A 13123-nucleotide genomic window follows, 5' to 3' on the forward strand; every position below is an offset into this window, starting at 1 on the left:
GGTTAAGTCGTGCGCTGATCAGCCTTCTGACTGGTTCAGCAGCTTTGCGTATCTTTTGAGGAACAGGTCTTTGCCCTTCATCTTGCTGGTCAGGAAATTTCCAGCGGTGAAGAAGCCAAGAAACGAGTTCCCCAGCTTTGGCCCCAGCGGCACCAGGAAGGGCGCCTTTGGGCCCCATGGGGTGTAAGGCTTTAGGTCTTCGACGTTTTTGCCCTCGACCAACGCCGTCAGCGTCTTGGTGAGCCAAGCCACTTGACGGCCTGCGCCAACGACGGTCATTGCATCGCCCGTCTCGGCGGCGTCGCCTGCGGCTAATACATTGCCAAACTGTGATGGGCGCAGCCATGCGTCCGTCTTCACGCGGTCTGCGCGGCCAACCTCTGCCCCCGGCAAGGATTGCAGCAATGTCGATGTCGCCTTGCTGCCAATGACAGGGAAGACCAAATCGGCCTCGATTTGCGCGCCGTTGGAAAGGGACAGGGTGCCAGCATAGGGTTCTGTAAGGCTCTGCAGGTTTTCCGCGCGCGCGCCAAAATTCAGCGACACGCCTGATGCTTTGAGCTTCGCCGTCAACTTACGGCCCAGCTTGGGCGGGTGATGCGGGAAGAGCGTGGCCTCGCTGGAAATCAGGTGCACAGTTTTGTCAGGGAAAGCGTGGGCGATTTCGCCGGCAAGCTCGGATCCGACAGCGCCAGCACCGACAATGGCAACGGTCTGCGCCGCGACGAGCTGTGCGTGGACCTGCCCATTGGTCGCGCGAAGCGCTTCGATGTCACCGCCGTTTGCCTTGAATGGCACCGCGTTGCTCGATCCGGTTGCCACAACGATGTAGTCGGCGGCAATCGTTTCTCCTGATGCAAGTGCTACCTCGGTGTCAGAGATGGACTGCGCAACGCCCTGCACGACACGGCCGTGCGTCAACACTCCATCATACGGGATTAGCGCACGGTCCAGGATCGCAGGATCAACCACGGCCCGCACCATCGCAGGCGCATGAACAAAGTGGCTGTTTTGCTCGATCAGCGTAACCTCAGCTGTATTGTCCAGAGATTTGGCAAGTTCCGCGCCGACGTAGCCGCCTCCAATGATCGCTATTTTCTGTGACATGAGTTTGCCCCGTTCGCTGTCTGTGGTTGCATTTCGATTCGAAGGCATACATAAGGGTACTCGAAATAAAAAACAATAGACCATGGTCCATGGTTTGGAGGTTATGATGAAAATAGGTGAACTTTCCGAGAGATCCGGCCTGAGCCGCGACACCATTCGGCTTTATGAAAAGAACGGGTTGATCGCGTCTTCCGCCAGCAAAAGCGCAACAAACAACTACCGCGAGTACGGCGAAGATGTTTTGTTGCAGCTGCAATTTGTTGGCAGCGCGCGCGACGTGGGCATATCGATCGCCGATCTGCGCGAACTCATGAAAGCCTTTTTTGACAGTGGCGATCCGTCCGAGGCCGAGAAGGTCATGGTTGCCAAGGTTGCTGAGCTCAAAGTTCGAATTGCGCAGATTGAGAACGTCATCTCGTTTCTGGATGCTGCAATCGGAAAGGTCCGATCTGGCCTGGATGGGCTTTGAACGAAAGGCGGGGTGCACCCGTGTTTCAACCCGTAACAAACTGCCTACAACACGTGAGACAAGCAAGATGATGAAGAAACCACTGAGTGCCAATCGCCGCATGCCATTTCTTTCTGTGCTAGCGGTCCTGATTGGCGCGGCCCCGGTTTTCGCCGAGGCACCATTCCCTGTACCAGACACAATGCAAACCACCTGCTTTGACGCCGCTCACGAGATGGCCTGTCCGAGTGCCAGGTCTGCCTTTTCCGGTCAGGATGCTCAATTTACCTCCAACCCGGTCAGCTATACCGATAACGGCGACGGCACGGTGACCGACAATGTGACCGGTTTGATGTGGCAGCAAAGCGTCGACCTGAATGGCGACGGTGTGATCAACGCGGCCGACAAGCTGACCTATGAAGAGGCCGCAGCGGGGGCCGCTTCGTTCAATCTTGGCGGATACACCGACTGGCGGCTTCCGACGATCAAGGAGGCCTATTCGCTAATCCTGTTCAGTGGTCAGGACAGCACCGGCTATAACGGCACCACCAGCGATGGGATCGAACCGTTTATTGACGACGACATCTTTCACTACGGGTATGGCGACGTCGATGCGGGCGAGCGTTTGCTCGAAGCACAGATGGCCACGTCAACCCTATACGGGACAACCACGCGGGGCGAGCAGACCATGTTCGGCGTCAACTTTGTTGACGGGCGTATCAAAGGATATGGGCTGGAGACCTCGTTCTCGGGCGGCCCGAAAGTGTTCTACGTCATGTATGTGCGCGGAGATACCGGCTATGGCGTGAATGATTTTACAGATAACCAGGACGGGACAATCACGGATCAGGCTTCTGGCCTGATATGGGCCCAGCAGGACAGCGGACAGGGCATGTCATGGGAAGATGCGCTGAGCTATGCGCGAGATGCCGAAATTGCCGGATACACCGATTGGCGCATGCCAAATGCCAAGGAATTGCAGAACCTGCTGGATTATTCCCGTGCGCCGGCCACAACACAATCTGCCGCCATCGATCCGCTGTTTGCGAGCAGCCAGATTACCAACGAGGCTGGCGAGGCGGACTATCCCTATTACTGGACCGGCACGACCCATGCCTCGTGGAACGACCGTCGGGCCGGGATGAGCGCCGTCTATATCTCGTTTGGAACGGCCCCGGGCTATGTCCGCAACGCTTGGATCGACATTCACGGCGCAGGTGCGCAACGCAGCGATCCAAAGATTGGGGACCCTGACGACTATCCAGAAGGGTTCGGGCCCCAGGGCGATGCGATCCGCATTTTGAACTACGTCCGGCTTGTACGCGACGCAGGTTGATTTCGGCAGGCGCGCGACCTTCTCTTTCGCGCGCCTCATTCGCTATCACCCCGACGATGAATCCCAATGTCGACAGGAATCCAAATCCAGCACTGAAAACACGCCTCGCCTCATTGACCATTTTCCAGCTTGTTTTTGAAGGGCAGCAGCCAATCGCAGATGGCGGGATAGTCATCAATTTTCACGCGGTTCGCCCACACAGGGACATCAATATTGTTAAATACCCGTCACCCTAGCTAAGCGCCACCAAGCACCCCCAGCGCCTATTTGCGCGCCTACATGGAATCTTCCCGTCAAGGCACGCCCCATTTTTCTAAGAAAATTCCAGACCATCCGTAACCATAACGCTGCCCAAGCTTTAGCCTGGGCGGCCCATCGGGTTGGAATGCCGGAGGCATCCAGCGAATTTAGGAAAACCACAGGGGCCCCGCTCAAGCGGGGATGCGTAGCATCGAGGGGATACCCTCGCTCCATCGTTGACAACAAATCATCGCAGCTAGCATGGGCTCACCCCCCTTAGCCCCGCTCGTGCTGCCACTGATTGACATGAATGACCCGTCGAAATATTTGATTTCGGCGGCATACGTATACACACCCTTGTTCCTGTATACATTTAGTGACAGGCCCAAAACTGAAACATTTACCGCGCAAACTGATCAATTTACCTGTCAAGATACTTTTTCCGCCGTCAATTTATTTGTGGGCGTTCCGGCCTTGTGAGGAGAACAAAGCACGTTCATTTGAATACATGTACTGACAGCCTTAAAATTGAAACATTTCGAAATACCAGCTTTCGTTTGTCAGGGAATCCACCTCTGGAGTACCATTGATCCAAGTTAGATTGCATGGGCGCTAGTGCACATTCAGCCGAATGGATGCGCAAGCGAACTTGGACAAAGGACCCCGTAAGGTAAACCCAGATGGCACAGACGACGATTGAAGCAAAAGCACTACGTTTATTGACCGCATTTGAGCGTGCGGGAAAATCAGTTGGGCGTGTCACTATCGACGGGAAGAGAATCGAATTGGTGTTGGTTGATGCCCCTACGGCAGATGAATTTGAGAGGTTAAATATGCGCCATGACAAAACGTGAACTCCCCAAGCACGTATACCGCCAACGCAACGGGTTGTACTTTCAACGCCGGGGGTGGAAATCCCAAAAATTCTTAGCCGAATTCGGCACGCCAGATTTCTGGACCGAATACGCAGCTATTCTTTCCGGCGACCTACCCACCTCAAAAGTCACCGCGCGTTCATTTAAGGCGCTTGTAAAAAGCTACCACCGATCCAGCAGATACACCCAGCTCAAGCCGCGCACTGCGTTGGATTATGACAAATATCTGCGGTTTTTCGAAGAGGTCATGGGCGATGCCAATCCGACCAACATGAAGCGCAAAGACGTTATTCGTCTTCGCGATTCAAATGCCGACAAGCCTTACTTCGCCAACTATTCTCTACGGGTGCTCCGCGTCCTACTGGAGCACTGTGTAGATTTAGGATGGTGCGAAACCAATCCGGCGCGCGGCGTATCTGAAATCAAGACTGTCAAGAAAGCACGCGCACCTTGGCCCCAAGAGCTTCTAGATCAGTATCGCGCTACCTGCCCTCTTGGGACGCGCGAGCGACTGGCTATGGAGCTCTGCGTCGGCACGGGGCAGCGCATTGGCGATGTCATTGAAATGCGCTGGTCAGATATTCAAGACGGCGGGTTCGCTGTGCGCCAGAACAAAACTGGCAAACAGCTCTGGATACCGATCCTCCCCGAACTGCAAGCCGCACTGGATGCGGCAAGTCGGCATTCGATCTTTATCCTCACCAATGAACGCGGAACCAATCGTTGGTCCTATCGCGGCGTTGCGCAAGCGGTGAAGAACGTCCGGCAACAGATAAATGCGCTCGGTTTTGATATTCACAGCTGGCGATACAATGCAGCGTGCGAATTAGTCGAAGCAGGATGCGGAGACGATCTTGTCGCAGCCGTAACAGGCCAAAGCGCTGCCATGGTTCAACACTACACAAAGCAAGTTCGCCAACGCGTCAGAGCGATTCAGGCGCAGCAAATGCGAACAGAACAAAAACAGAATGTTTAGACGTTTGTTTAGACTTCAATACGCCGAAAATCTTAAATCGGGCTAAGTCATTGAAATTAAATGGAGGCGAGTACCGGAATCGAACCGGTGTACACGGATTTGCAATCCGCTGCATAACCACTCTACCAACTCGCCTACCTGAGGCGGTTCACTAAGGATCGCGGGTGGCGGCGTCAAGCGGATAACGGGGTTTGTGTTGAAATCCTGTATTTTTCTGGTGAGGCCGCTCTCGCTACCTTGGCCGTTTCCTTTCAGCCTTTGCACCGATAGTCTGCAAGTCAGGCTTAGATTGATTTGGAATGATACATGTCGCGCTCGCTATTATTTGTTACAGGAACCCGCGCTGATTTTGGCAAGCTCGAACCGCTAGCGATTGCCGCGCGTGACGCTGGTTTCGCAGTATCGTTTTTTGTGACGGGCATGCACATGCTCGACCGCTACGGGCTGACCAAGGTTGAGGTGCACCGCACCCCCGGCGTGCAGGTGCATGAATTTTTGAACCAACGCGCGGGCGACCCCCAAGATATGATCCTTGCCAAAACCGTCATCGGCTTTTCGGATTTCGTCAAAGAACACGCGCCTGATCTGGTTGTGATCCATGGTGACAGGGTTGAGGCCTTGGCCTGCGCCTTGGTTTGCGCCACCAACTACGTGCGCTGCGCCCATATCGAAGGCGGCGAAGTGTCTGGCACCATTGATGAAATCTACCGTCACTGCAATAGCAAGCTTGCGAGCAGCCATTTTGTTTCCTCAGATGATGCGGCCCGTCGCGTGATGTCACTCGGCGAAGCTGCGGCGGATATTCACGCCATCGGATCGCCAGAGTTGGATTTTCATGCAGCTCCCTCTGGCGTCACAATCGCCGAGGTCAAATCGCGCTATGGCCTGCCCTTTGATGATTTCGGAATCTGTGTGTTCCACCCGGTCACGTCCGAGGCCGCCACCATGGGTGCGCAGGCGGATGCGCTGTTTGGCGCGCTGGACGCATCTGGAAAGAATTTCGTTGTGATCGCCCCCAACAACGACCCCGGCTCTGCCGCGATTTTTGCTGCGATTGATCGGCTTCCTGCGGACCGGTTTCGAGTTCTACCTTCTATGCGCTTTGCACATTTTTCGGAGCTGATGAAAAACGCCAGTGCGATGGTTGGCAATTCGTCAGCCGGGGTGCGCGAGGCGCCATTTATCGGTATCCCCTCGCTTGATATCGGCACCCGTCAGACCAATCGCGCAAAATCGCCGTCGGTGTTTTTTGCCGATGCCGCCGAGACCGATAAGATCGCTGATTTTCTGACAACCGCCTGGGGTACATCCTACCAGCGCCATGATGCATTTGGGGGTGGCAGTGCCGCTGATCGCTTTGCAGCGGTGCTAAACGATGACGCCTTTTGGACCAGCGACCTGCAAAAGACATTCCATGAGTAAGATGCGGCGCGGCGGGCTATTGCGGGCATATCTTGCGGCCAGCTATTTGCTTGCTCCGCTGAGCACGCGCGTTTTACGCAAACGTCTGGCACGCGGCAAAGAACACGCCAGCCGCTGGGTTGAAAAGCAGGCACGTGGCTTGGCGCCCCGCCCCGATGGGACCTTGATTTGGTTGCACGCTGTCGGCTTGGGCGAGGTCCTATCCTTGCGCGGCTTGATTGCGCAGATGGCCGCACAGGAACCAGAGGCGCATTTTTTGGTCACCTCTAGCACCCGTGCATCAGCAGAAGTGTTTGCCCGCAATCTGCCCCCGCGTACGATCCATCAGTTTTTGCCGCTCGACGCGCCCCGATACCGCCGAACGTTTTTGGATCATTTTCGACCCGATCTGTGCATCTGGGCGGAACAGGATATTTGGCCAGGCTTTGTCAGCGACATGCAAAGGCGGGACATTCCACAAGCAATAATTGCGGCCCGGATGGGCGCGGCATCTTATCAATCGCACCGCAAAGCGAGGGGACTTTACAGGGATTTGTATCGCGTCATGGGGCTGATCACGGCGCAAGACGACATCACCGCCGCACATTTGCGCCGCCTTGGCGCTAAGGTCCGCGTGACCGGGTCGCTGAAACCCAGCGCCCCTGCCCTGATCTGCGATGCAGGCGCGCTTGAAACATTGCGCGCAACACTTGCCGGACGGTTGATTTGGGCCGTCGCCCCGTCTCACCCCACCGATGAAGCCATGGCGATGGCAGCACATGAAATCGTGCGCAAATCGCACCCAAATGCGCTGCTGATTGTCGCGCCACGTTTTCCAGACCGGCGCGATGCTTTCCCTGCGCATATCCCACGGAAATCATTGAAACAATCGCCCCGCCAAAATGATGCAATCTGGCTTTGCGACACTTTTGGTGATCTCGGCCTTATCTACCGTCTAACCGCTTCAGTCATGATCGGCGGCACACATGACGCAACCCAGGGCCACAGCCCGTGGGAAGCGCTGATACTGCATACCGCAGTTTGCCATGGATCGCAGGTCGCCAATTTCGCACCGGATTACGCGCAACTGGCTGAGGCAAGAGCCGCGACACAGGTTGCAAATGCCGCGCAGCTGGCTGATTTTGTTCTGAGCGACGAATTGACTGCGCAAACACAGCGTGCCGATACCTGCGTGCAAGCCGCAAATCTGCAGACCGCGCAACTGGCCATTGATTTGCTGAACCTGCAAGGGGCGTCTCATGTCTGAATTCCCGTCACCCAAACTGCGCATTGCGCTCATCCTATACGAAATACTTTGGTGGTTGGTACTGCCGTTCGCATTGCTGTACCTGCGCAGGCGCGGCGCCAAAGACCCCGACTATGCGCGCCATATCAGTGAACGGTTCGGTCGCTATCAACAGGGCGCCAAACATCCGGTCTGGGTGCATGCCGTATCATTGGGCGAAATGCGATCAGCGACCCCGTTGATCCGGGCGTTGCTTGCGCGTGGCGAAGTGGTTTTGACGACCCATTTCACCCCCGCCGGGCGGCGCGAAGCCTTGCGCGAATTTGGCCCTGAGATCGCATCGGGTCAAGTCCAAACCGTCTGGGTCCCGTTCGAGCTTGGCTTTACTTACCGCCGTTTCATCCGCCATTTTGCCCCCAAGTATGGGCTCGTGATGGAGATCGAATTATGGCCGCGTATGATCATGGCCTGCCGCAATCTGGGCGTGCCGCTCTTCATGTGCAATGCGCAATATCCGCAAAAAAGCTTTGATAAAGACACCAAAGGGCTTGGGCTGCGCGCCGCGCTGTTGGCGGGGTTCGCGGGTGGATTTGTGAAGTCTGACGATCAGCGATCCCGCTTTGCTGCAGCGGGCATGACCAACATTCACATCACCGGTGAATTGCGGTTTGATCAACCTATCCCGCAAGCGCACCTTAACGCGGGGAATGCCGCGCGTGCCGCGCTTACCAAAGGGCGGCCCAGCTTTACGCTGACATCGGTGGTTGAAGGCGAAGATGCGATTTACATCGACATGATCCAGCAGACCCCCGGTGTGTTTTTCACATATGTCCCGCGCGCGCCCGAACGGTTTGATGAAGTCGCGCAGATGTTGGATGATGCGGGAATTCGCTTTGCGCGCCGATCCGATATATTGGATGCCGATCTGAACCTGAAAGCCGGCACCTCTGAAATTGACGTGCTTTTGGGCGATAGCATGGGCGAGATGTATTTTTATCTTTCTCTCGCAGATCGCGCCATCGTCGGCGGTGGTTTTGTGACCAAAGGCGCGCATAATATTATTGAGCCGCTCGCGCTGAAAAAGCCTGTCATCGTCGGCCCGCATATCTGGACCATCGCCTATCCCGCGCAAGAGGCGATTGCCGCAGGGGTCTGCGATAACGTTCAGACAGCCGACGATTTGCACAAAGCCGTGCAGCACCCTGTTCCCGTCAGCGACGCGCAAATAACCCGGTTCTATGAAGATCATGCGGGCGGTGTCGACCGCACGATTGCCGCAATCGGGCGCGCGCTTTAGCTGCCAATGTCTTTGGGGCCTACTGCCGTGGCCTTAATGATCGCGAAAATCTGCATCCCCACCGCCAGTTCCATGCGTCCTGCACTGCGTCTGGTGACCCGTGCCAACAGTTGATCATCGCCCGCACGCAACCCTACGGCCGTCCCCGGCCCCCGACCGGACACAATATCGGTGATGGTCACAGGCAAGACATTTAACGCACTGATCCCCTTGGGTGCTTCACGCGATAAGATCACGTCTTGGGCTGGTATGCGCAGGCGCAGCGCCTGCCCCAATGCACCCAAATGGCCCGGCATCAGCAACCGCCCTCCAGAAAATTTCAATTCAGTTAAATCATCATCAAGCAGCCGCCCCGCCACGCGTGTCTCAATCACCGCCCCCGCCGCGCGGGTCCCCAAAAGTGGCACCAAATCAGGGCGCGAAAGCACCTGCCCGACCGGCCCTGCGACAGCCACGCGCCCTGCATCCAGCACGACAACCGTCGTGGCCAAGCGCGCGACCTCTGACACGTCGTGACTGACGTAGATGATCGGCACGCGTGTTTCATCACGCAACCGGGCAATATAGGGTAAAATTTCTGCTTTGCGCGCTGCATCAAGTGCCGCAAGCGGTTCATCCATAAGTAAGATTTGCGGATCACACATCAACGCCCGCCCAAGTGCGACCCGCTGGCGCTCCCCACCGGACAGCCCTGCCGGACGCCGATCCAACAACGCACCAAGCCCCAGCATATCAATGATCCGCGCCGCATCGTGATCGCCGCCATAGGACAAATTGCGTTGCACAGACATGTGCGGAAACAAGCGCGCGTCTTGGAACACGTATCCGACGCGCCGCTTGGCCACCGGGATGTTGATCCGCGCAGCATGATCAAAAAGCACCTGACCATGCACTGCAATGCGCCCCGCGTCTGGGCGCGTCAGCCCTGCAATCGCATTAACCAATGTCGTCTTACCTGACCCCGATTTGCCAAATACCGCGGTCACGCCATCAGGGGCTTCGAACATCACATCGAGATCGAAATCCTCCATCCGCTTTTGCACCGCAATCTCTAGCATCAGCGCCCTACCTTCCGGGCCATCCGCTGTGCCAGCCATTCTGACAGCAGCAAAGCCCCCATCGCGAGAATGATCGACACAGTCACCAAGCTTACCACCGCAGGACCACTATTTGGCACCTGCAATAGACCGTAGATCGCCGATGGGATGGTTTGCGTTTGACCGGGGATCGCCGCGACAAACGTGATGGTCGCACCGAATTCGCCCAGCGCTTTGGCAAAACCAAGCACCACGCCAGCAAGAATACTGGGAAGCGCAAGCGGCAGCGTTACCGTGCCAAAGACCCGCCAGCGCGACGCGCCCAAGGTCGCCGCGGCGTCTTCTAATCCCGGATCAATGGCTTCAAGCCCCAGTCGGATCGCCCGTACCATCAGCGGAAACGCCATAATCGCCGCGGCCAGCGCCGCCCCGGTCCACCGAAATGCAAGGCTGAGGCCCAAAACCTGTTCCAGCGCCCGACCAACAGGCCCTTGGGAACCGAAGACCACAAGCAAGAGATACCCGGTCACAACAGGGGGCATGACCAATGGCAGATGCACCGCAACGTTCAACAATTGCCTCCCGAAAAACTGTTTGCGCGCCAATAGATAGGCCACACTAATCGCGAACGGCAGCGCGCAGATGACAGCGACCAAAGCGACCCGCAACGACAGAAATATCGCCGCCCATTCATTGGGTCCCAAAGCGCCCATTAGTGGGGCACCGGGGGCAGAAAACCGGCCTCTGAAAAGACCATTTGCCCTTGCGCTGCGGCAATCATGTTCAAGAATGCGGCACCACTGTCACCGCCTTGCGCCGTCAGCGCGCCCGTATATCGAATGGGTGCATGGCTATTGGTGGGAAATGTGGCGATGATTTGGACCGCATCTGACACCCGCGCATCTGTAGCATAGACGATGCCGATAGGGGCCTGCCCCCGCGCGACCAAGGCCAGTGCAGCGCGCACGTTATCCACCTCTGCCAAGTGGTCCGCAAACGTGTCCCATAACCCCAGATGGATCAGCGCCTCTTTGGCATAGATACCTGCGGGCACCGCACTGGTAAGGCCTGTTGCGATGCGCCCTTGTCCCAATACATCCGCGATTGCAGATCCGGTCAGTGCAATATCATCGCCCCCTGACGGACTGATCATCACCAAAGAATTACTTGCAAAATCAGCCACCGTTTGGGGTTGCACAAAACCGCCGTCGCGCAAGTAATTCATCCAATCTATATGCGCGAGCAAAATCACATCAGCGGGTGCACCTTGGGTCACCTGCCGTGCGAGCGTGCCGCTGGCCGCATAGGACACGGTGACATCGGGAAACTCAGCCGCGATACGGTCCACCGGTTCTTTGAGACTAGCGGATGCAAAAACCACGACCTGCGCTGACGCAGTCGTCGAAAGCAAAAACCATACCAGAAATACCCGTATCATCATACGCCCAGTTATCAACGCGTTCGCAAGGCGGCGCAAGCGTCAGACCCAATGACGCGCGCGTTGTGTCAGGCTTTGGACCCCACTGCGCGCGTCTTCGCTGATCGGCCCATCGCGCGGGGCGTCACGCAAGGTCGTTATCCAATGAGGCTCTGGGAGGCGCGCCTTTTGCGGGGTCTCCCACCTAAGCGCGCGCAAAACATCCTGACCGGCCTTGGGCAAGTCGTCAGGGATTTCTGCGCCTTGCAACGTCGCCCAAACGCCTGTCCACAAGCGACCCACCGACCACGGATTATACCCGCCCCCGCCCAGCACCAAATAACGCGGTGCAAGATCCCGCAGTGCCGCAACAATTGCCCAATGCGCATTATTTGACAGACACAGCCGTGATTGCGGGTCTTCGGTGACGGCGTCGGCACCACATTGCAACACAACTGCGTCAGGGCGAAAATCCGCAACCACCGGCAAGATCAGCGCATCCCGGATCAGCGCCATATCACCATCATGCAACCCTGCTGACACAGGTAGGTTATAGACTTGCCCGACACCGCAATCCGTCAGCGCCCCGGTGCGTGGCCATCGGTTCGCCTCGTGCACGGAAATCAACAATGTGTCGGGATCATCGGCGAAGGCATGTTCAACCCCGTCCGCATGATGCGCATCAATATCGACATAGGCGATGCGCTGCGCACCTGCGCGCCGCAAAGATTGGATCGCCAGCACCGGATCATTGAGATAGCAAAACCCACTCGCGCGGTCGGGCATTCCGTGATGGGTGCCGCCTGCCGGGGAATAGATGACGCCACCCCTTGCCAAAAGCTCTCCCGCCAGCAGCGACGCACCCGCACTGGTCGCGGGGCGGCGGTACATCTCTGCGAAAATTGGGTTAGACGGGGTGCCAAGCCCATGCATTTTTCGCACCCCCTCCGACGCTGCTTGGGCGGTTTCAGCAGCCTGTAGCGCGGCAATATAGCGAGGCGTGTGAAATCCGATCAACGCCGCAGGTTTGGCGCGTGGGCTGGTGATATACTGCGCGCTTGGCAACCAGCCGAGCGCACGTGACAAATCCATAACGGTTGAAACACGCGGTACTCGCAGCGGATGCGACGGCCCATAGCTTGAATGCCGATATATCTCGGATCCAATAAAGCGCGGGAAAGCGCTTGCCTGTGCATCTGCAGCATGGGTATCGTCGGCCATACACAAGGGGTTACCCCCATTTTTAGACCGGAACCATGACAAAAATCGCATTTCAGCAACTGCCTATCCGTCTGCACGCAGGGAACAAAACCGATGTTCGGGTCCAATTCGCAGCGCTCTGCTGGCGCATGCGCAAAGGCAAGGTAGAAATTTGCATTGTGACAACCCGCACGACGGGCCGTTGGATTTTGCCCAGAGGTTGGCCCATGCACAAACATACCCCGGCCCAATCCGCGGCCACCGAAGCCTATGAAGAAGCCGGAATCAGGGGCGATGCGATTGATCGCTGTCTTGGCGCCTATAGCTATGTCAAACCGCTCAAATCTGGCGACGCCCCGATCATCGTCATGGTCTACCCCGTGCGCGTGCGCAAAAAACTGCGCAAATGGCCAGAGCAAGGCCAACGCAAACGCAAATGGCTGAGCCCGAAGAAAGCAGCGAAAAAACTGCAAGAACCGGAGCTCAAGCAAATCGTCGCGACCTTCAAGCCAAAGGCGCTCCTGCACTAACCGCTACTTGCAA

Annotated in this window: 13 protein-coding genes and 1 tRNA gene; 8 read left to right on the forward strand and 6 right to left on the reverse strand. The window is 56.8% G+C overall.

Features of this window, described 5'->3' with window-relative positions:
• Nucleotides 1-18: 18 nt before the first annotated feature.
• Entirely contained in the window at nt 19-1107 is a 1089-nt protein-coding gene (locus Yoon_RS09375; RefSeq protein ID WP_238111921.1) for an NAD(P)/FAD-dependent oxidoreductase, read from the reverse strand.
• 106 nt (nt 1108-1213) lie between these two features.
• On the opposite strand from Yoon_RS09375, the gene Yoon_RS09380 reads away from it, so the two are divergent.
• The 4 genes from Yoon_RS09380 to Yoon_RS09395 all read left to right on the forward strand — a co-directional run bounded on the left by Yoon_RS09380 (nt 1214) and on the right by Yoon_RS09395 (nt 4982).
• Nucleotides 1214-1576, forward strand: coding sequence for a MerR family transcriptional regulator (locus Yoon_RS09380; RefSeq protein WP_238111922.1), 363 nt, complete (start codon nt 1214-1216; stop codon nt 1574-1576).
• Nucleotides 1577-1643: 67 nt separating this feature from the next.
• Nucleotides 1644-2891, forward strand: a complete 1248-nt coding sequence (locus Yoon_RS09385) for a DUF1566 domain-containing protein (protein ID WP_238111923.1) — start codon at nt 1644-1646, stop codon at nt 2889-2891.
• A gap of 920 nt (nt 2892-3811) precedes the next feature.
• Nucleotides 3812-3985 carry a hypothetical protein gene (locus Yoon_RS09390; RefSeq protein ID WP_238111924.1) on the forward strand — a complete coding sequence of 58 codons (174 nt, stop codon included), beginning with the start codon at nt 3812-3814 and terminating at the stop codon, nt 3983-3985.
• Nucleotides 3972-4982 (forward strand): tyrosine-type recombinase/integrase, encoded by a 1011-nt coding sequence (locus Yoon_RS09395; protein ID WP_238111925.1) that lies wholly within the window; start codon nt 3972-3974, stop codon nt 4980-4982. Before Yoon_RS09390 ends, Yoon_RS09395 begins: the two co-directional genes overlap by 14 nt.
• 61 nt (nt 4983-5043) lie before the next feature.
• On the opposite strand, the gene Yoon_RS09400 is transcribed toward Yoon_RS09395, so the two are convergent.
• A tRNA-Cys gene (locus Yoon_RS09400) sits at nt 5044-5117 on the reverse strand.
• 171 nt (nt 5118-5288) lie between these two features.
• Between Yoon_RS09400 and neuC the strand changes: the two genes are divergently transcribed.
• From neuC to Yoon_RS09415, 3 genes are read left to right on the forward strand one after another with little or no spacing between them, the layout of a single operon-like run.
• Entirely contained in the window at nt 5289-6404 is a 1116-nt protein-coding gene (neuC, locus tag Yoon_RS09405) for a UDP-N-acetylglucosamine 2-epimerase (RefSeq protein WP_238111927.1), read from the forward strand.
• Nucleotides 6397-7650, forward strand: coding sequence for a 3-deoxy-D-manno-octulosonic acid transferase (locus tag Yoon_RS09410; RefSeq protein WP_238111928.1), 1254 nt, complete (start codon nt 6397-6399; stop codon nt 7648-7650). Before neuC ends, Yoon_RS09410 begins: the two co-directional genes overlap by 8 nt.
• Nucleotides 7643-8926, forward strand: a complete 1284-nt coding sequence (locus tag Yoon_RS09415; protein ID WP_238111929.1) for a 3-deoxy-D-manno-octulosonic acid transferase — start codon at nt 7643-7645, stop codon at nt 8924-8926. Before Yoon_RS09410 ends, Yoon_RS09415 begins: the two co-directional genes overlap by 8 nt.
• Here the strand turns inward: Yoon_RS09415 and modC are convergent.
• From modC to Yoon_RS09435, 4 genes are read right to left on the reverse strand one after another with little or no spacing between them, the layout of a single operon-like run.
• Nucleotides 8923-9984 carry a molybdenum ABC transporter ATP-binding protein gene (modC, locus tag Yoon_RS09420; RefSeq protein ID WP_238111930.1) on the reverse strand — a complete coding sequence of 354 codons (1062 nt, stop codon included), beginning with the start codon at nt 9982-9984 and terminating at the stop codon, nt 8923-8925. The two genes, Yoon_RS09415 and modC, sit on opposite strands and share 4 nt — an antisense overlap.
• Nucleotides 9984-10676, reverse strand: a complete 693-nt coding sequence (modB, locus tag Yoon_RS09425) for a molybdate ABC transporter permease subunit (protein ID WP_238111931.1) — start codon at nt 10674-10676, stop codon at nt 9984-9986. Before modB ends, modC begins: the two co-directional genes overlap by 1 nt.
• On the reverse strand, nt 10676-11440 hold the full coding sequence (gene modA / locus Yoon_RS09430) for a molybdate ABC transporter substrate-binding protein (protein WP_238111932.1): 765 nt from the start codon (nt 11438-11440) through the stop codon (nt 10676-10678). The genes modB and modA overlap by 1 nt, the downstream gene beginning before the upstream one ends.
• A 3-nt stretch (nt 11441-11443) precedes the next feature.
• Nucleotides 11444-12601: an acetoin utilization protein AcuC gene (locus Yoon_RS09435; protein WP_238111933.1), complete on the reverse strand. Its 1158-nt coding sequence runs from the start codon at nt 12599-12601 to the stop codon at nt 11444-11446.
• A 35-nt stretch (nt 12602-12636) separates the two neighbouring features.
• On the opposite strand from Yoon_RS09435, the gene Yoon_RS09440 reads away from it, so the two are divergent.
• Nucleotides 12637-13110 (forward strand): NUDIX hydrolase, encoded by a 474-nt coding sequence (locus tag Yoon_RS09440; RefSeq protein WP_238111934.1) that lies wholly within the window; start codon nt 12637-12639, stop codon nt 13108-13110.
• Nucleotides 13111-13123: the final 13 nt, after the last annotated feature.

Source organism: Yoonia sp. I 8.24, assembly GCF_022096995.1.
Taxonomy (GTDB): Bacteria; Pseudomonadota; Alphaproteobacteria; order Rhodobacterales; family Rhodobacteraceae; genus Yoonia.

Bases quoted from the DNA above. Each gene is read 5' to 3' on its own strand.
- neuC (WP_238111927.1), top strand. From the start codon at position 5,289: ATGTCGCGCTCGCTATTATTTGTTACAGGAACCCGCGCTGATTTTGGC.
- modC (WP_238111930.1), bottom strand. From the start codon at position 9,984: ATGCTAGAGATTGCGGTGCAAAAGCGGATGGAGGATTTCGATCTCGAT.
- Yoon_RS09390 (WP_238111924.1), top strand. From the start codon at position 3,812: ATGGCACAGACGACGATTGAAGCAAAAGCACTACGTTTATTGACCGCA.
- modB (WP_238111931.1), bottom strand. From the start codon at position 10,676: ATGGGCGCTTTGGGACCCAATGAATGGGCGGCGATATTTCTGTCGTTG.
- Yoon_RS09385 (WP_238111923.1), top strand. From the start codon at position 1,644: ATGATGAAGAAACCACTGAGTGCCAATCGCCGCATGCCATTTCTTTCT.
- Yoon_RS09415 (WP_238111929.1), top strand. From the start codon at position 7,643: ATGTCTGAATTCCCGTCACCCAAACTGCGCATTGCGCTCATCCTATAC.
- Yoon_RS09440 (WP_238111934.1), top strand. From the start codon at position 12,637: ATGACAAAAATCGCATTTCAGCAACTGCCTATCCGTCTGCACGCAGGG.
- Yoon_RS09375 (WP_238111921.1), bottom strand. From the start codon at position 1,107: ATGTCACAGAAAATAGCGATCATTGGAGGCGGCTACGTCGGCGCGGAA.
- Yoon_RS09435 (WP_238111933.1), bottom strand. From the start codon at position 12,601: ATGGCCGACGATACCCATGCTGCAGATGCACAGGCAAGCGCTTTCCCG.
- Yoon_RS09395 (WP_238111925.1), top strand. From the start codon at position 3,972: ATGACAAAACGTGAACTCCCCAAGCACGTATACCGCCAACGCAACGGG.
- Yoon_RS09410 (WP_238111928.1), top strand. From the start codon at position 6,397: ATGAGTAAGATGCGGCGCGGCGGGCTATTGCGGGCATATCTTGCGGCC.
- Yoon_RS09380 (WP_238111922.1), top strand. From the start codon at position 1,214: ATGAAAATAGGTGAACTTTCCGAGAGATCCGGCCTGAGCCGCGACACC.